Raw genomic sequence first — 16,121 nt, 5'->3', positions numbered from 1 at the left:
AACATCGTCGGATATCCCCACCAATACGACGGAGTCAGCCATGCGCATTCTGATAGTCGAAGACGAACCAAAGACGGGCGCATACCTGAAGAAAGGGCTCGAGGAATCGGGCTTCAGCGTCGATCTTGCAAAGGACGGCGGCGAAGGGCTGACGCTCGCGCAGGAAGAGCGTTACGACGTGATCGTGCTCGACGTGATGCTGCCCGTGCTCGACGGCTGGGGCGTGCTCAAGCGGCTGCGCGATACGCATACGACGCCGGTGCTGTTCCTGACCGCGCGCGACGACGTGCAGGACCGCGTGCACGGTCTCGAACTCGGCGCCGACGACTACCTCGTGAAGCCGTTCGCGTTCGTCGAGCTGCTTGCCCGCATCCGCACGCTTGCGCGTCGCGGGCCGCCGCGCGAGACCGAACACCTGGCGGTCGGCGATCTGGAAATCGACGTGGTGCGCCGCCGCGTGAAGCGCGGCGCCACGCGCATCGACCTCACGCCGCGCGAATTCTCGCTGCTGCAGCTGCTCGCGCGCCGGCAGGGCGAGGTGCTGAGCCGCACGCAGATCGCATCGTACGTGTGGGACATGAATTTCGACAGCGACACCAACGTCGTCGAGGTCGCGATCCGGCGCCTGCGCGCGAAGATCGACGATGCGTTTCCAGTCAAGCTGATCCATACCGTGCGTGGCGTCGGCTACGTGCTCGAACCGAAGGACGACGCATGACGCGGCCGCGCTCGCTCGCCGCGACGCTCGCGCTCGCGTTCGCCGCGACCACGCTCGCCGCGTTCGCGCTGGTCGGCGCATACGTGTATGCGGGCCTCGAACGGCAGGTGAACACACAGGACGACCTCGACATCGTGCTGGCCGCGCGCCACACGCGCCGGCTCGCGGGCGAGCTCGAGTCGCTCGATGCAGTCCGCACCCATGCAGAACGGCTCACGAGCCAGGTGCTCGGCAACGAGGCGCTGTCGATGGTCGTCGTCAATGCACGCGGCGACGTGCTCGCGCGCCACAACGTCAGGCTCGCCGCGCTCGACGATGCGCCGGTTCCCGCATCGGGCGCGTTGCCGGCCGACGCGCAGCTGTTTGCGCCGCATGCGCTGCCGGTGCCCGCGAACGACCGGATCACTGCCGACAGGCTCGCGACGTGGAAGGCCGACGGCGGCACGCCAATGCGCGGCGTCGTGATCGAGGCTGCGCTCGGCGATCACACGCCGATCCGCATCGCGGTCGCGCGCAACATGCGCGACCGCGCGACGTTGCTCGGCGGCTACCGTGACCGACTGAAGCTCGCCGGTGCGCTCGGCGCGCTGTTCGCGCTGCTGCTCGGCTACTGGCTGATCCGCAAGGCGCTCGCGCCGCTGCGCGAGATCGTCGACAACACCGGCCGGATCACGGTCGACAAGCTCGACACGCGGCTCGACGCATCGCGCGCGCCGGCCGAGCTGCGCGCGCTCGTCGATGCCCAGAATGCGATGCTCGGCCGCCTGCAGCAGGCGTTCGCGCATCTGTCGCAATTCAGCGCCGATCTCGCGCACGACCTGCGCACGCCGCTGAACAACATGCGCGGCGCCACGGAGGTCGCGCTCGCGCGGCCGCGTTCGGCCGACGAGTACCAGACGCTGCTCGAATCGAATCTCGAGGAATACGATCGTCTCGCGCGGATGATCGAGAACGTGCTGTTTCTCGCGCGCGCCGAGCATCCGAGCTTCGTCACGCGGCAGCGCGCGTTCGACGTGCACGACGAACTCGAGCGCATCGCGGAGTATTTCGAGGGGCTCGCCGATGAAGCGGGCTCGACGTTGCGCGTCGAAGGGTGGGGGCATCTGACCGCCGACGTCGAACTGTTCCGCCGCGCGGTGGGCAACCTGCTTGCGAACGCGCTGCGTTACACGCCGGCCGGCGGCGTGATCACGCTCTCCGTCGACGACACGCCGGACGCGCTGCGCGTCGTGGTCGCGAATCCGGGCGAGCCGATCGATCCCGCGCTGCTGCCGCGGATCTTCGACCGGTTCGTGCGCGGCGACCCCGCACGCAGCGGCGGTGCGCCGGGCGGCACGGCCGGGCTCGGCCTCGCGATCGTGCGCTCGGTGATGGAGTTGCACGGCGGCACCGCGCAGGTTGAAAGCGATGCGCGCGGCACGCGCTTCGTGCTCACGTTCAACCGGCCGTCGGCTGCGTGACGACGGGATCGGGCAACGGGGCGGCCGTACGTTCGTCCGTGCCGGTTTTCGATGCCGCGTCCGCGCTCGCTTGCCAGCCGCCACCCAGCGCCTTCAGCAGGCCGACCGCGGCCTCCATCCGGCGCGCGTCGATCTGATCGGCCGTGCGCCGGTTCGTCAGCGCGATCGTCTGCGCGGTCACCACGTCCAGATAGCTGACGGCGCCGGCGTTGAAGCGATTCGTCGTCAGCCGCAGCGACAGGTCGGCCGCGTCGGTCGCGCGCTGCTGGCTACCGGCTTCGGACGCGAGCGCGTCGAGCGTCGACAACTGATCCTCCACCTGCTGGAACGCGACGAGTGCGGTCTGCCGGTAATCGGCGACCGCGCCGTCGTATTGCGCATGCGCGCCGCGCAGCGACGCACTGTGGCGACCGCCGTCGAACAGCGTGCCGGCGAGTTGCGGGCCGAGCGACCAGAACAGGCTCGGCGCGGCGAGCCACGGCGCGAAGAACGAACTCTCGAGGCCTGCGCTCGCCGACAGCACGAGATCCGGGAAGAACGCGGCGCGCGCCTCGCCGATCTGTGCGTTCGCGGCCGCCACGCGGCGCTCGGCGGCCGCGATGTCGGGCCGCCGCTCCAGTAGCTGCGACGGCACGCCAGCCGGAATGGCCGGCACGTGGAACGCCTGCACGCGCGGCGGCAGCGCGAACGTCGACGCGCTTTCCCCGACGAGCGTCCCGATCGCGTGCTGCAACTGCGCACGCGACGCGTCGATGTCGGTGTCCTGCGTGCGCGTCGATTCGAGTTGCGTCTCGGCTTGCGCGACTGCCGACGCATCGATCGCACCTGCCGCGAGCTGTTGCTTCAGCAGCGTCAGTGCGTCCGCGTAAGCGCGCACCGTGTCGTCGAGCAGTTGCTTCTGCGTGTCGAGCGAGCGCAGCGCGAAATAGTCGGTCGCGAGTTCCGCCGTGATCGACAGCTTCACGGCCTGCAGGTCGGCCGCGCTTGCGGCGGCGTTCGCCTGCGCGCTCGTCACCGCATCGCGCACGCGGCCGAACACGTCGGGTTCCCAACTCGCGGCCACGCCCGCCTGGTAGTCGGGTGTCGTCTTGCCGGCGAGCGACGAGCCGAGCCGGTTCTGCGACACGCGCGCGCGGCTCTGCGAGGCGCCTGCGGTGATCGTCGGCAGGAATCCGGCGTGCTGGTAGTCGACCATCGCGCGGGCCTGTTGCAGATCGGCGACCGCTTTTTTCACAGTCTGGTTCGACACGTCGACGCGCGCTTCGAGCGCGTTCAGTTCGGCGTCGCCGAACACGGTCCACCATGCGCCGCGCGCGGCGCCGTCGGCCGGCATCGCGACATGCCAGCCGGCCTGCGCGGCCGGTGCGCCCGCGTAGTGTGCGGGTACCGTGACGGCGGGCGGCGAATAGGGCGGCAGCGTCGAGCAGGCGGTCAATGTGGCGGCGCCGAGCGCGACGATGCGGCGAGCGAACGGGAGCGGGTGAAGAGGGCGCATGGGAGGCATCTCGTGGGTTGTCGTCGACGGGTCAGCCGTGCGTGGGCGCCGCAACCGGCGCCGATGCGGCCGTCGCGGTACCGGCGGCGCGCATCGGCGGCACGTCGCGCACGGCGGTGGCGGAAGCAGGTTGCGCGGCCCGGGCGGGCGAAGCCGCGGCCGGCGCCGCAGCGGGCGCGGTCGACACGATCTTCACGGCTTCGCCGGCCGTGATCGCATCGCCCGGGTTGTCGACCACGCGATCGGTCGCCGCGAGCCCCGCAACGATCTCCACGCGCGTGCCGAAATCGCGTCCGATCTGCACGGTCTTCAGCGCGGTTCGCCCGTTCGCACCGACGGTGGCGACCGTCACGCCGTTCGGGCGGAACAGCAGCGCACTGACCGGCAGGTCGAGCGCCGGCGCCGCGCTCGGCACGACGAGATGCGCCTGCGCATACGCACCGGGCATCAGCGCGCCGTCGCGGTTGTCGACGTCGATCTCGACGCGCAGCGTGCGCGTGACGGGATCGATCGCGCCCGCGCTGCGCGCGACACGCGCGGCAAAGCGCCGCCCCGGATACTGCGGTGTCGTCAGGTAAACCGTCGTGCCGGTCGATACGCCGGTCGCGCTGTCTTGCGGCACGTCGACGAACACGCGCAGCGTGTCCGTCTGTTCGAGATGAAACAGTTCCCCGGACAGGCCCGGGCTGCCCGGTGTGCCGCCCGCCGTGACCAGCGTGCCGACGTCGACGCTGCGTGCGGTGATCACGCCGTCGAACGGCGCGGTGACGGACTCGTACGACACGAGTTCGGCAAGGTGCGCGACGTTCGCCTGCGCGGACGCGAGCATCGCGCGCTTCGCGTTCATGTCGGCGACCTTCGTGTCAGTGTCCTGCTGTGACACCGATTGCGTTTTCAGCATGTCCTGCCAGCGCTGCGCGGTCGATTTCGCGTAGTCGTAGTTCGCCTGCGCGCTCGCTTCGTCGGCGCGCGCCTGGCGCAACTGCGCGTCGAGATCGGGCGCCGAGATCTGCGCGAGCGTCTGGCCGGCCTTCACGTGCGTGCCGAGATCGACGCTCCAGTGCGCGATGTAGCCGCTCGTGCGCGCATAGATCGACGCGTCTGCATACGGCGCCACCGAACCGGGCAACGTCAGCGTCTGGTCGGCCGGCGCCACGCCGGGCACGATGACCGACACCGGCACCGCCTGTTGTGCGGCCACCTGTGCACGCTGTGCGGCGCGTGCATCGATACGCGGCACGATGCCGAGCGCGAGCAGCGCGGCGGCCAGCGCGACGGCCGCGAGCGGCACGGCCAGCTTACGGCCGTGACGAGCCGGCGGGGTGTCGGGCGCGGCGGACGGCACAGCTGTGGCCGATTCGGCGGCGGGCGGCGGGGCGACGGGTTCGATCGAGTCGTTCATGATGGGTCCGGGGTCGGGCGAATCGAAGGATGATGAGGAGGGGCGGCCGTCCGAGCTCAACGCAGCACCGGCGCGTCGGGCGCTTGCTGCGTGCGCCGCGTGGCCGAGGCGTCGCGGCGCCGCGCGAGCCATGCGTGGACGAAGCCGAACAGCACCGGGACGAACAGCAGCGTCGAGAACGTGCCGAACGCGAGGCCGCCGATCACCGCGCGGCCGAGCGGCGCGTTCTGCTCGCCGCCGTCGCCGAGGCCGAGCGCCATCGGCAACATGCCGATCAGCATCGCGAGCGCGGTCATCACGACGGGCCGGAAGCGGCTGAAGCCTGCGTCGAGTGCCGCCTGCCACGGCGACGCGCCGCCCGCGAGCAGCTCGCGCGCCGCGTTCACGACGAGAATGCTGTTCGCGGTCGCGATGCCGATGCACAGGATCGTGCCGGTCAGCGCGGGCACCGACAGCGTGGTGCGCGTGACGAACAGCATCCACGCGATGCCGGCGAGCGATGTCGGCAGGCCGCCGACGATCACGAGCGGATCGAGCCACGACTGGAAGTTCACGACCATCAGCAGGTAGACCAGCGAGATCGCGAGTGCGAGGCCGCCGAGCAGGCCCGCGAACGACTCGTGCATCGCCTGCACCTGGCCGCGCAGCACGATCGATGAGCCGGGCGGCAGCTGCGCGCGCGCGGCGTCGACGAGCTTCGTCACGTCGGCCGTGACGCCGCCGAGATCGCGCCCCTGCACCGACGCGAAGATGTCGAGCACCGGCTGCACGTTGTAGTGCGACACCACGGCCTGCTGCGTCGAGCGCGAGAACGTGCCGAGCGCGCCGAGCAGGTTCTGCGCGGGCGCGCCCGCGGCCGGGCCGCCAGCCGGCGTCTGCGGCGAGCGCGCGGAGCCGGCGGGCAGCGGCACGTTCGCGAGCGACTGCAGCGAATTTACCGTGTATTGCGGCGTCTGCACGAGCACCGGGTAGCTGACGCCGTTGCGCGGATCGAGCCAGAAGTTCGGCGTCGTCTGCGAACTGCCGGACAGCGCGATCAGCAGGTTCTGCGCGACGTCGCGCTGTTCAAGGCCGGCCTGGATCGCCTTCGTGCGGTCCACGTTCACATTGATCGCCGGCTCGTCGCCGGGCTGCTGGATGCGCGCGTCGACGAGCCCGCGCACGCCGCGCAGCTTCGCGAGCAGCGCATTCGCGACCGCGCGGTTCTGGTCGAGCTTGTTGCCGACGATCTGGATGTCGATCGGCGCGGGCAGCCCGAAATTGAGGATCTGGCTGACGATGTCGGCCGGCAGGAACGCGAACGTCACGCCGGGGAACGACTGCGCGAGCACGTTGCGCAGCTTCGCGACGTATGCGGCGGTCGACGCGTGATTCGGCTTCAGCGTGACCAGCACGTCGGCGTCCTCGGTGCCGATCGGATCCGATGAATCGTACGTGAGGTTGATCCCGCTCACCGGCACGCCGATGTTGTCGAGCACGCCAGCGAGTTCGCCCGCCGGAATCACGCCGCGGATCTTCGCTTCAACCTCGTCGGTCAGCCGCGCGGTTTCCTCGATCCGCGTGCCGGTCGGCGCGCGCAGATGCAGGCGGATCTCGCCGGTGTCGACCGACGGGAAGAAGTCCTGCCCCGCGAACGCGTAGAGGCCCGTCGACGCGACGCATGCGAGCAGGAATGCGGCCGCGAAGCGGCGACGCCGCGCGATCGCCGCCGAGAGCAGCGCGCGATAGCGCAGCCGCACGGCCTCGAAGCGATGCTCGAACGCAGCCTGGAAACGCGCCAAATGCACGAGCGGCGCGAATACGCCGCGCGGCGGCCGGCCGTTTCCTTTTGCGCGCATCAGCGTCATCGCGAGGGTCGGCACCAGCGTGCGCGAGAAGAAGTACGACGCGATCATCGCGAAGATCACGGCCTCGGCCAGCGGCACGAACAGATAGCGCGCGACGCCCGTGAGCAGGAACATCGGCACGAACACGATGCAGATCGACAGCGTCGACACGAAGGTCGGCACCGCGATTTCTCCCGAGCCGGTCAGGATCGCGTCCTCGAGCGGCGCGCCGAGCTCGAGATGATGCGTGATGTTCTCGATCGCGACGGTCGCGTCGTCGACGAGGATCCCGACCGCGAGCGCGAGCCCGCCGAGCGTCATGATGTTGATGGTCTGGCCGAGCGCGGACAGCGCGAGCAGCGACGTGAGCACCGCGAGCGGGATCGTGATCGCGATGATCAGGGTGGCGCGCCAACTGCCGAGGAACAGCAGGATCATCAGCGCGGTCAGGCACGCGGCGATCAGCGCCTCGCGCACGACGCCCTGGACCGCTGCCTTCACGAACACCGACTGATCGTCGAGCGGAGCAATGTGCAGCGCCTTCGGCAGCCCGGCCGCGATCTTCGGCAACATCGCCTTCACCTGGTCGATGATCGTCAGCGTCGATGCGCTGCCGGTCTTTTCGACCGTCAGCAGTGCCGCGCGCTTGCCGTCCGCCCGCACGATGTTGGTCTGCGGCGCGTAACCGTCGCGGACGTGCGCGACGTCGCGCACGTACACGACATTGCCGCCGATCGTCTTCACCGGCAGATCGTTCAGCGCGGCGACCGTCTGCGTGCTGCCGTTCATCTGCACGTTGTATTCGTGCGTGCCGATCTTCGCGGTGCCGCCAGGCAGGATCAGGTTCTGCGCGTTGATCGCGTTCACGACGTCGATCGGCGCGAGCCCCTTCGCCTGCAGCGCGCGCGTATCGAGGTCGACGACGATCTGGCGGATCTTGCCACCGAACGGCAGCGGCACCGCCGCGCCCTGGACGGTCGCGAGCTGCGTGCGGATGAAGCTGTTGCCGAGGTCGTACAGCTGCTGCTCGGCGAGCGTGTCGCTCGACAGCCCGAGCTGCAGGATCGGCACCGTCGACGCGTTGTACGTGATGATGTTCGGCGGCAACGTGCCGGGCGGCAGGATGCGCAGGATCGACGCGGCATTGCTCGCGGCTTCCGCGATCGCGCGATTGATGTCGGCGCCCGGGTGGAAGAAGATCTTCACGACCGACACGCCGTTCAGCGACTGCGACTCGATGTGCTCGATGTCGTCGACGTCGGACGTGAGCGCGCGCTCGTAGTTCGACGTGATCCGCTTGGCCATGTCCTCCGCGGAGAAGCCGTTGTACGACCAGACGATGCTGACGACCGGAATGTCGATGCTCGGGAAGATGTCGGTGGGCGTGCGCAGCAGCGCAAGCGGTCCCGCGATGAAGATCAGCAGCGCGAGTACGACGAACGTGTAAGGCCTGCGTAACGCCAGCCGGACGATCCACATGATGGTGCTCCTCGAAGCAGGGCTCGGATGCGCATTCGATGCGACGAGCGTGCAGTCTGCCGGCGCGGCGTTGACCCTACCCTGACTCGAACATTACGAAGCCGTTATCTGCGCGGACGGGGCGGCATCAGACGTGGATTTCGAATTTGTCATCTGCCGGTCAGCGCCGCGCGCAGGTGCGTTACCGAGAATGCTCATGTCAGGCAGCCGCCGCCGCGGCCATGCTGCCGGCGGCGCATCGACGATGCGCGCGTGTCGAATCCGTCGGGAGCGTGTCGTGATGAAACCCGTATGCATTGCCGAGATCGCGGTTTCGCCCGCGCCCGCGCCCGCGCCCGCGCCCGCGTCCGCGTCCGCGTCCGCGTCCGCGACCGCGGCGCCGGCCGTGGTGGCGCACGCGAGGCATCGCGCTGTCGGCGCGGCGAATGCCTCCGCCTTCATGTGCTCGTCAATGCCCGGCTTCCTTAACGGACAGGCGGTTGACCACCGACTTCGCCGGCGCGGCGGCCTGCGCCGCAGTTTGCGCGAGCTCGATCTGTGCCTGGTCGGGAACAGTGCCGTCGAGCGTGATCGTGTCCGCACGCGCGACGACGCGAATGTCCGACGTCGCGAGGCCGCGTGTCGACGTCAGCGCCTTGCGCACCTGCGTTTCAGTGTGCCAGTTTGCGCGGCGAAGCTGCTTCTTGCCGGGTGTCGATACGGCGGATGCCGAAGCGGGGGCCGCAGTTTGCGCGACTGCGGCGGTCGCCACCGTGAACAGCGGGATGAGTGCCAAGACGGCGAGTTTGATGGGGCGCATGTTTTCCTCTCGTTGAACGTGGCGCCGAGCCGCGCGTCGACGCCCGGCCCGTGCGTGTGTGGACATCCCCGCTCGCGACGCACCGGTGCGATCGCGGCGCGAGCGGGCCGCCGGCGCGGTCAGGCGCGAGACGGCGCCGGCGTCGCGTGGCGCATCGATATCGTCGTCGTTCGGGTAACCGGAGTATCGGCTCCGCGCTCCGGTCAGGATTGCCGGAACGCACGCCGGCTTGTCCACTGGCACGGTGCGGGCGCGCCGTACCCGCGCGTGGCGCGCACCGTCCGTTCCGGTCGTGCATATCGGAAAGCCAGCGTTCGCCGTTGCGGGTGGAATGCGCGCTTGCCGGGCGGCGGGACGGTTTCGACGTTCGTCGCCATCGCGCCACCCGATCGCATCGCCGGACTATACGAAGGTATGAAGGCGTTCGCCGGATCGATGCCCCGTTCGATCGGCGCCATGCCGGCGTGCGGCGGCGCCATGCGGGCGGCACGCCGCGCCATGCGGGCGAAACCGCCGGAAGGTGTCCGCATCGAGGCATTAAACCTTGATATGACGCGACCCATCGATTGCCGCTTTCGCGCATCCCTATGTACGGCTGGCCCGCGCGGTACCGATTCGCTACCGTTGAGTCGACGCGGCGCACCGCTGCCGATCATCGTCTTACGATCTTTTCCGGATAACCATCATGATGATTTCCTTGCCGAATCTCCCGGGTTCCGTCGACGGCGTCGACGCGTGCGGCCGGCTGCCGGCCGCGCACGATCCGATCAACGTCGAGCGCGCGTGGCGCGAACCCGGCGCCGCGCCGCAGGCCGACATGGCGCTCTCGCGGTGGACGCGACAGGACGCGACGTCCGTCGCCGTGTCGCACGACGGTAGCGATCGATGGCACTGCATCGGCATCAGCCTCAAATGCACGTCGCTGACGTTCACGCACGCGGGGCGTGTGCTCGTCGACGGACGCGTGACCGCGGGCGCCGCGCAGGTCACCGCGCCGGGCGTGCACTGCCAGGCGGACTTCCACGGCGCGAGCGACGTGCTGCACCTGTTCGCGTCGCAGCGCGTGCTTGCCGAATGCTACGAAGACCTGTTCGGCCGGCCGCCGACGGGCGATGTCGTCATCGACGACCCGCGCCTGATCCGCGACCCGGCCCTCGAGCGGCTCGGCCAGGCGCTCGCGGTGTCGCATACGCGTGACGGCGTGCTCGGCAAGGTGTTTGCCGACGGCGTCAGCCTCGCGATCGTGTCGCGCGTCATCGCCCGACACTTCTCGGTGCCGCAACGCGATGCGCGACGGACGGCCGAGCTGCCGTCGTGGCGGATGCGGCGCGTGGTCGAGTACGTGGAAGCGCATCTCGCCGATTCGATCGGCCTCGCCGACATGGCGAAAAGCGCCGGTCTCACGCGCATGCACTTTGCCGCGCAGTTCCGTCACGCGACGGGGCTGCGTCCGCACGAATACCTGATGCGCCGCCGGATCGAGCGCGCGCAGCAGCTGCTGCTGGAATCGCGCCACAACGTGCTCGACGTGGCGTTGAGCACCGGCTTTCGCTCGCAGGCGCACTTCACGACCGTGTTCAAGCGCTTCGTCGGTCAAACGCCTTGCTGCTGGAGGACGAGCGTCCATGAACAACGGTGAGCGGATCAGCGCGTTCCTCGCGATCAGCGAGCGGTTTCTGTGCGGCGCCGCGCGCGCGCATGACGATACGCCGCGGTGGCGGCAACCGACGCCGGCGCCGACGCGCGACACGATCGCGTCGTGCGTAGTCTGCACGGGCGGCAGCGCGGGGCACGCAGCGGGCTGGCACGCAACGATGCCGGTGTGCGACGCGCGGCAGGAAAGGGCGATGGGTTCATGCAACGGAGAGGAGCGATGATGGAACTTCGAACGAACGCGACGGACGTCGATCCGTGGACGCAGACCCTCGGCCTGCTCACGCAACTGTGTGCGCCGCGCGACGTGCGTGCGTCCGCACGGCCACGCGAAGCGCGTCGCACGCGCGCGGGCGCCGACGCGAGGAACAAGCCGCATGCGATATCCGAACGGCGAGCGGTCGCGATCAGTGTCGTCGAGCGCCATAGCGCGACGACCGTGTCGATCGCATGGCGCGATGCGACGCGGTGCTCGTATGGCGATCAGGTCTGGCAGACGGCGCGCGCGCGCGTCGGCGGCGTGTGCGCGGTGAGCGGGTGTCGGATCGAGCCAGGCGATCTGGTTTACCGGCCGCGGCCAACGCGTCCGGTACCGATCAATGCCGGCGCGATGATTCTTGCATCGATGCTGGAACAGATCGAGGAAACGGCGTGAGTGTACGCGCGTGCAGTCCATCGTAAGGGCGCGCGCACCGGTGCGGTGCGCGCGTCGCTCGCATCGCGGCCGCGCATATCGCGCTAAGTCCAGCATTTCGCATCGTTGATCTCGTGCCGGTAACCGCGAACGCGGTCGGCATGATCGAGCCGCTTGGCGACGTGCGCTCGACGAGTCGCGGCGGGATGATCCGCGGCGTTCCGTGCGGGCAGACGCGCGGGCAAGCGCGCGGACGCGTGCGTGGCATGCGATTCCGCAGCGACGAATGTGCCGCCGATCGCGATGCGCTCGAGCGGCAATTCCGTATCCGAGCCAACTACTTCGATCGTATCGACGAACCGTGGCGACTGGGCCGCCCCGACGATGCAGGCGGCAAGTGCTACGGCGCTCGACAGGCACAGTGCTTTCAACGATGGGATGACGAGCGGGTTCATGAAGGCTCCTTATCGAACGACGGCAGGCGGCGCGAAAGACGCCGACCGGGCAACGTGCACTCGTGCGTGTCGGCGTAGGATCCGGTAGGCCGGTCGCAGCCCGCCGCGATGCGCGCGTGGCCGCTGGGCGGACACGCGCGCTCGCCCAGCGCGCCTTAGCACATTCCGCCGTTCGCGCGCACGATCTGGCCGTTGATCCAACCGCCCTGCGGGCTCGCGAGGAATGCGACGACTGCCGAGATGTCCTCCGGCTGTCCGAGCCGTTCCATCGGATTCATCTTCTCCATGCGCTCGATGAGTTCCGGGCTCTTGCCGGCGAGGAACAACTCGGTGGCCACCGGCCCCGGCGCGACCGCGTTGACGCTGATGCGACGGCCGCGCAGTTCCTGTGCGAGAACCTGCGTGAGCCCTTCGACCGCGCACTTCGTCGCGATGTACACCGCATAGGTCGGCAGACGCACGCCGGTCACGCTGGTCGTCAGGTTCATGATCCGGCCGCCGTCGCGCACGCGGCGCGCGGCTTCGCGGCACACGTTGAACGCGCCCTTGAAGTTGATGGCGACCGACCGGTCGAAGGTTGCGTCGTCGAATTCGGCGATCCGTGCCTGAAGCATGACGCCGGCGCTGTTGACCACGACGTCGACACCGCCAAACGCCTTTTCGGCCGCATCGAACATCGCGATGGTGGCCGCCGGATCGGCGACGTCGGCCTTGACGAGCAACGCGTCGCCGCCCGCCTGGCGGATGCGCGCGACAACTTCTTCCGCTGATGCCGCATTGCTCGCATAGTTGACGACGACCTTGAACCCGTCGTGCGCGAGGCGAACCGCGATATCGGCGCCGATGCCGCGCGACGAACCGGTGACGAGGGCGATCTTTCCGGACGATTGAGACATGTGAACTCCTTCGATGAGTGCCGGGCGGCCGCGGACGCGACGCGTCGTGCGGCCGAACCGGACGAGTGGATGATCGGGTACGGGTGCAACGGTGCGCGATACGCTCAATCCGGCGTCGGGACGCGCGGCGACAGAAGATCGGACAGGCCGACGCGATGCAGCATCTCCGCGCGCAGCCGGTCGAGCACCGCGAAGCCGACGTTCGCGCCGTCTTCGGTCGGATCGACGTGTACGCGGAACGGCCGCTTGCCGGCAGGCGCCGCGACGACGCTCACGATCGCATCGGCGACGAGGCTCGCGTGCGCGTCCGCCGGCACGATCGCGGCGAACGCTTCCTGCACTTCGCGGCCGAAGTCCGCATAGGGGCCGGCGTCATATTCGGCCGCACGCGCAGTGTCGGTCGGCGCACTCGCGTGCGCGAAATGGTTCGTGCCCTGCGTGAATGCACCGGGTACGACGATCGACGTTTCGATGCCCCAGCGCGACAGTTCGCGCGCGTACAGCACGGCGATCGCGTCCATCGCGGCTTTCGCGCCGAAATACGGCGCGAGATATGGCGGCGTACCGCCGGCGGCGCTGCTGCTCGATACCCAGATCAGCAGCCCCTCGTGCCGGCCGCGCAGGTGCGGCAGCACGGCGCGGTTCACGCGCTGGGTGCTGAGCACGTTGATGTCGTACAGCTGCGCGTACTGCTCCGGCGTGAACGCTTCGGCCGGCCCGAACGCCATGTGGCCGGCATTGTGGATCAGCACGTCGATGCGGCCGGCTTGCTCGATCACCTGCGCGACAGCGCGATCGATCGATGCGTCCGACTGTACGTCGAGTTCGAGCGGGCGCAGGTCCACGCGTGCGTCGTGTGCGAGCGTGCGCATCTGTTCGAGCACCGGCGCGTTGCGCCCGCCGATGTCGCGCATCGACGCGTAGACGGTGTGACCGGCGCGCGCGAGCGCCTCGGCGGTCAGCCTGCCGAAGCCGCTGGATGCGCCGGTGACGAGTATGACTTTGCTCATGATGGATGCCCTCCGTAGGCGGTGAACGTCGTGTTGCGGAATGCTATGCGTCGCGGCCGACTGCCCAACGCTGCTCGATGCGTCCGAGCTTCCAGATCGCTATCGAGACGGCCCAGGTCGCGACGAACAGGCCGACGATCGCGAAGCCGAGATCGTTCAGATCGAGCGCCGCGAGCCAAGTGCCGGCCACGCCGTGCGTGCCCAACGCGCGGTTGAGCAGGCCGAGCACCTCCACGGTGCCGATGACGAGCGCGACGCTAATCGAAAGACCGGTGACGACGAGGTTGTAATAGATCTTGCGAACGGGCTGCGCGAGCGCCCAGCTGTACGCGACGTGCATGAACGAACCGTCGATCGTGTCGAACAGCAGCATGCCGGCCGCGAACAGCACGGGCAGGCAGAGGATCGCGTACCACGGCAGACCGGACGCGGCTCCGGAGCCGGTCAGCACCAGCAGCGCGATTTCCGTGGCCGTATCGAAGCCGAGCCCGAACAGCAGTCCAACGAAGTACATCTGGGGCGGCTTGCGCACGATGCGCATCAGCGGCGCGAGCACGCGCGCGACGAGACCACGCGAAGCAAGGTGTCGCTCGAGCTGCAATTCGTCGTAGCGGCCCGTGCGCATCGCGCGAAAGGCCGCATACAGGTCATGGAACGCCGCAACGTTCAGCGCCGCGATCGCATAGAGGAAGACACTCGACACGATCGCGCCCAGCACGCTGGTCACCCCGCGCAGCGTCGACCCGGCGTCGACGATGTGCGCAGACAGCGAGCGCATGCCGAGCGAGACGAGCACGGCGAGCCCGAATACGACGCTCGAGTGACCGAACGAAAACCAGAAGCCGACGCTCGCCGAGCGCTGGCCTTCGCCGAGCAGCTTGCGCGTGGTGTTGTCGATCGCGGCGATGTGGTCTGCATCGAACGCATGGCGCATGCCGAGCGAATACGCGGTGATGCCCGCGCCGATTCCGAACGCGCGGGAACCGACGCTCAGATGCTGCGGGACGATCAGCGCGATCAGCGTACCCCAGCCGACGACGTGCAACAGCACGATGAACGCGACGATCGCGATCGCGGCAGGACTGAACGACGTGACGCGATGTCGGCCGGCCCTGGCTGCGCCGGGTAGCGGGAGGTGTCGACGTGCATGCATGGCAGCCTCGAAAAAAGGTGAGAGGGCGCACCCGGCGCGCGCGGACGCCGGGTACCGGAGACGCCGGACCGGCGTCAGGCCTTCGGAACGTACGGGAACGTGGGCGACGGCTTCGACGTGACCGACTCCTTGCCGATGCCGAGCCGGATCGGCGTGTTCGAAGCGATCGTGAACATCACGTCCGGCGCGTTGTCGGTAAGCGATCGCCCGTTCCACTCGACCATGCCGAACACGGCGGGCGTGCCGATCGTGTACGGCAGGATGTTCGGCAGGAATCGATGCGCGACGGCCGTTGCGTAGCCGATCGGATCTTCGGCGGTGCCGTTCGCGCGCACCGCGCCGGCCACCGATGCAATCACCGTTTCGCCGTACGTGGCGAAGTCGTCGGCGGGGCGGCCCGCATTCAGACGGTCGCCGAGGTCCTCGTTGTATTGCGTGAAGAGCGGATGAATCATCGGCAGCCCGACGCGATTGATCGATCGCCAGCCGCCCGCGTCCGTCGCGAGCGTCGCCACCGCCCATACGCCGACCTTGCGGTTCGCGCTGGCATTCGTGACAAGCTCGGCGTCGGGCACTTCGAGCACGATCGAGTACACGGTATGGCCCGCGAACAGGTTGCGCGCATCGCCCGGCTGCCACGTGCCGAGGTCGAGCGGCGTACCGTCCTGGAACGCATGGCCGACCGCATGCAGCACGTCGGGTTCGATCCAGAACGGATCGCCTGCCTTGCCGGCCCATACGCGCGTACCGGACGGCGCAGTGACTACTTCGTCGGTGCTGCCGCGCACCACGAGTTCGCCGTCAGCATGCGGATCGGTGGCCGCCGCACCTGCGATGCGGCGCAGCTCGAAGCGCTGGCGCCCGTGCGCATCGCGCGCGTCGAAGCAGATCCGGTACGTGAGCTCTTCGAGCGCATCGCCATTCAGATCGAGCTTGAATTCGTAGAATCCTTCCGGGTGATAGCCGGGCGTCGGCACGTCGCCCGCGATCGAGTGGCAGACGTTGATCGCGAGTACCGTTCCCGTGTCCCCGCGAAAGCAGTAGAGGTCGGTGATGTCGAGGCGAATGTCCTGCCGCGCGAGCGGGGAGTCGAGATGATGTGACATGGTTCGATCCTGTCCGAAGTGGGGCTGCGGGTTGG

At 68.9% G+C, this 16,121-nt stretch carries 14 protein-coding genes; 5 read left to right on the top strand and 9 right to left on the bottom strand.

Translation table 11 applies throughout. From position 1 onward, the window contains the following. The first annotated feature begins 40 nt into the window (after positions 1 to 40). Both WS49_RS16900 and WS49_RS16895 read left to right on the top strand, forming a co-directional pair. Entirely contained in the window at positions 41 to 718 is a 678-nt protein-coding gene (locus WS49_RS16900) for a heavy metal response regulator transcription factor (RefSeq protein ID WP_027786146.1), read from the top strand. Beyond that, complete coding sequence (locus tag WS49_RS16895) at positions 715 to 2,178, top strand: heavy metal sensor histidine kinase (protein WP_059530715.1); 1,464 nt, start codon at positions 715 to 717, stop codon at positions 2,176 to 2,178. Before WS49_RS16900 ends, WS49_RS16895 begins: the two co-directional genes overlap by 4 nt. On the opposite strand, the gene WS49_RS16890 is transcribed toward WS49_RS16895, so the two are convergent. From WS49_RS16890 to WS49_RS36075, 4 genes are all read right to left on the bottom strand, one after another. Then, on the bottom strand, positions 2,156 to 3,673 hold the full coding sequence (locus WS49_RS16890; protein WP_059530712.1) for an efflux transporter outer membrane subunit: 1,518 nt from the start codon (positions 3,671 to 3,673) through the stop codon (positions 2,156 to 2,158). The two genes, WS49_RS16895 and WS49_RS16890, sit on opposite strands and share 23 nt — an antisense overlap. A gap of 31 nt (positions 3,674 to 3,704) precedes the next feature. Continuing rightward, the gene (locus WS49_RS16885; RefSeq protein WP_059530708.1) at positions 3,705 to 5,075 is read right to left on the bottom strand and encodes an efflux RND transporter periplasmic adaptor subunit; all 1,371 of its coding nucleotides are present in this window, start codon (positions 5,073 to 5,075) and stop codon (positions 3,705 to 3,707) included. Positions 5,076 to 5,131: 56 nt separating this feature from the next. Continuing rightward, a complete protein-coding gene (locus tag WS49_RS16880; protein WP_059530705.1) occupies positions 5,132 to 8,380 on the bottom strand; it encodes an efflux RND transporter permease subunit in 3,249 nt (1,082 codons plus the stop codon). A 448-nt stretch (positions 8,381 to 8,828) separates the two neighbouring features. Beyond that, positions 8,829 to 9,422 (bottom strand): BON domain-containing protein, encoded by a 594-nt coding sequence (locus WS49_RS36075; protein WP_257127762.1) that lies wholly within the window; start codon positions 9,420 to 9,422, stop codon positions 8,829 to 8,831. 445 nt (positions 9,423 to 9,867) lie between these two features. Between WS49_RS36075 and WS49_RS16860 the strand changes: the two genes are divergently transcribed. From WS49_RS16860 to WS49_RS16850, 3 genes are read left to right on the top strand one after another with little or no spacing between them, the layout of a single operon-like run. Then, positions 9,868 to 10,818, top strand: a complete 951-nt coding sequence (locus WS49_RS16860) for a helix-turn-helix domain-containing protein (protein ID WP_059530891.1) — start codon at positions 9,868 to 9,870, stop codon at positions 10,816 to 10,818. After that, positions 10,805 to 11,056: a hypothetical protein gene (locus WS49_RS16855; protein WP_059530693.1), complete on the top strand. Its 252-nt coding sequence runs from the start codon at positions 10,805 to 10,807 to the stop codon at positions 11,054 to 11,056. The genes WS49_RS16860 and WS49_RS16855 overlap by 14 nt, the downstream gene beginning before the upstream one ends. Further along, positions 11,053 to 11,487: a DUF3331 domain-containing protein gene (locus WS49_RS16850; protein WP_059530690.1), complete on the top strand. Its 435-nt coding sequence runs from the start codon at positions 11,053 to 11,055 to the stop codon at positions 11,485 to 11,487. Before WS49_RS16855 ends, WS49_RS16850 begins: the two co-directional genes overlap by 4 nt. An 83-nt stretch (positions 11,488 to 11,570) precedes the next feature. Here WS49_RS16850 and WS49_RS16845 read toward each other — a convergent pair whose 3' ends face one another. The 5 genes from WS49_RS16845 to WS49_RS16825 form a co-directional block, all read right to left on the bottom strand. After that, positions 11,571 to 11,921 (bottom strand): hypothetical protein, encoded by a 351-nt coding sequence (locus WS49_RS16845; RefSeq protein WP_059530688.1) that lies wholly within the window; start codon positions 11,919 to 11,921, stop codon positions 11,571 to 11,573. A 155-nt stretch (positions 11,922 to 12,076) separates the two neighbouring features. Further along, entirely contained in the window at positions 12,077 to 12,817 is a 741-nt protein-coding gene (locus WS49_RS16840; RefSeq protein ID WP_059530685.1) for an SDR family oxidoreductase, read from the bottom strand. Positions 12,818 to 12,921: 104 nt separating this feature from the next. Then, positions 12,922 to 13,827, bottom strand: coding sequence for an SDR family oxidoreductase (locus tag WS49_RS16835; protein WP_059530682.1), 906 nt, complete (start codon positions 13,825 to 13,827; stop codon positions 12,922 to 12,924). Between the two features lie 43 nt (positions 13,828 to 13,870). Continuing rightward, entirely contained in the window at positions 13,871 to 14,980 is a 1,110-nt protein-coding gene (locus WS49_RS16830) for a HoxN/HupN/NixA family nickel/cobalt transporter (RefSeq protein ID WP_082721791.1), read from the bottom strand. Positions 14,981 to 15,054: 74 nt separating this feature from the next. Beyond that, entirely contained in the window at positions 15,055 to 16,086 is a 1,032-nt protein-coding gene (locus WS49_RS16825) for a DUF4331 family protein (protein WP_059530679.1), read from the bottom strand. Positions 16,087 to 16,121 lie beyond the last annotated feature (35 nt).

Source organism: Burkholderia sp. RF7-non_BP4, from assembly GCF_001521935.1.
In the GTDB taxonomy this organism is placed as follows: Bacteria; Pseudomonadota; Gammaproteobacteria; order Burkholderiales; family Burkholderiaceae; genus Burkholderia; species Burkholderia diffusa.
This window is presented reverse-complemented; position numbering and strand designations above follow the sequence as displayed.

What these genes read in the sequence shown, in the direction of transcription:
- WS49_RS16880 (WP_059530705.1), bottom strand. Translation starts at nt 8,380, where the DNA reads ATGTGGATCGTCCGGCTGGCGTTACGCAGGCCTTACACGTTCGTCGTA.
- WS49_RS16845 (WP_059530688.1), bottom strand. Translation starts at nt 11,921, where the DNA reads ATGAACCCGCTCGTCATCCCATCGTTGAAAGCACTGTGCCTGTCGAGC.
- WS49_RS16885 (WP_059530708.1), bottom strand. Translation starts at nt 5,075, where the DNA reads ATGAACGACTCGATCGAACCCGTCGCCCCGCCGCCCGCCGCCGAATCG.
- WS49_RS16850 (WP_059530690.1), top strand. Translation starts at nt 11,053, where the DNA reads ATGATGGAACTTCGAACGAACGCGACGGACGTCGATCCGTGGACGCAG.
- WS49_RS16900 (WP_027786146.1), top strand. Translation starts at nt 41, where the DNA reads ATGCGCATTCTGATAGTCGAAGACGAACCAAAGACGGGCGCATACCTG.
- WS49_RS16860 (WP_059530891.1), top strand. Translation starts at nt 9,868, where the DNA reads ATGATTTCCTTGCCGAATCTCCCGGGTTCCGTCGACGGCGTCGACGCG.
- WS49_RS16830 (WP_082721791.1), bottom strand. Translation starts at nt 14,980, where the DNA reads ATGCATGCACGTCGACACCTCCCGCTACCCGGCGCAGCCAGGGCCGGC.
- WS49_RS16840 (WP_059530685.1), bottom strand. Translation starts at nt 12,817, where the DNA reads ATGTCTCAATCGTCCGGAAAGATCGCCCTCGTCACCGGTTCGTCGCGC.
- WS49_RS16855 (WP_059530693.1), top strand. Translation starts at nt 10,805, where the DNA reads ATGAACAACGGTGAGCGGATCAGCGCGTTCCTCGCGATCAGCGAGCGG.
- WS49_RS16835 (WP_059530682.1), bottom strand. Translation starts at nt 13,827, where the DNA reads ATGAGCAAAGTCATACTCGTCACCGGCGCATCCAGCGGCTTCGGCAGG.
- WS49_RS16825 (WP_059530679.1), bottom strand. Translation starts at nt 16,086, where the DNA reads ATGTCACATCATCTCGACTCCCCGCTCGCGCGGCAGGACATTCGCCTC.
- WS49_RS16895 (WP_059530715.1), top strand. Translation starts at nt 715, where the DNA reads ATGACGCGGCCGCGCTCGCTCGCCGCGACGCTCGCGCTCGCGTTCGCC.
- WS49_RS16890 (WP_059530712.1), bottom strand. Translation starts at nt 3,673, where the DNA reads ATGCGCCCTCTTCACCCGCTCCCGTTCGCTCGCCGCATCGTCGCGCTC.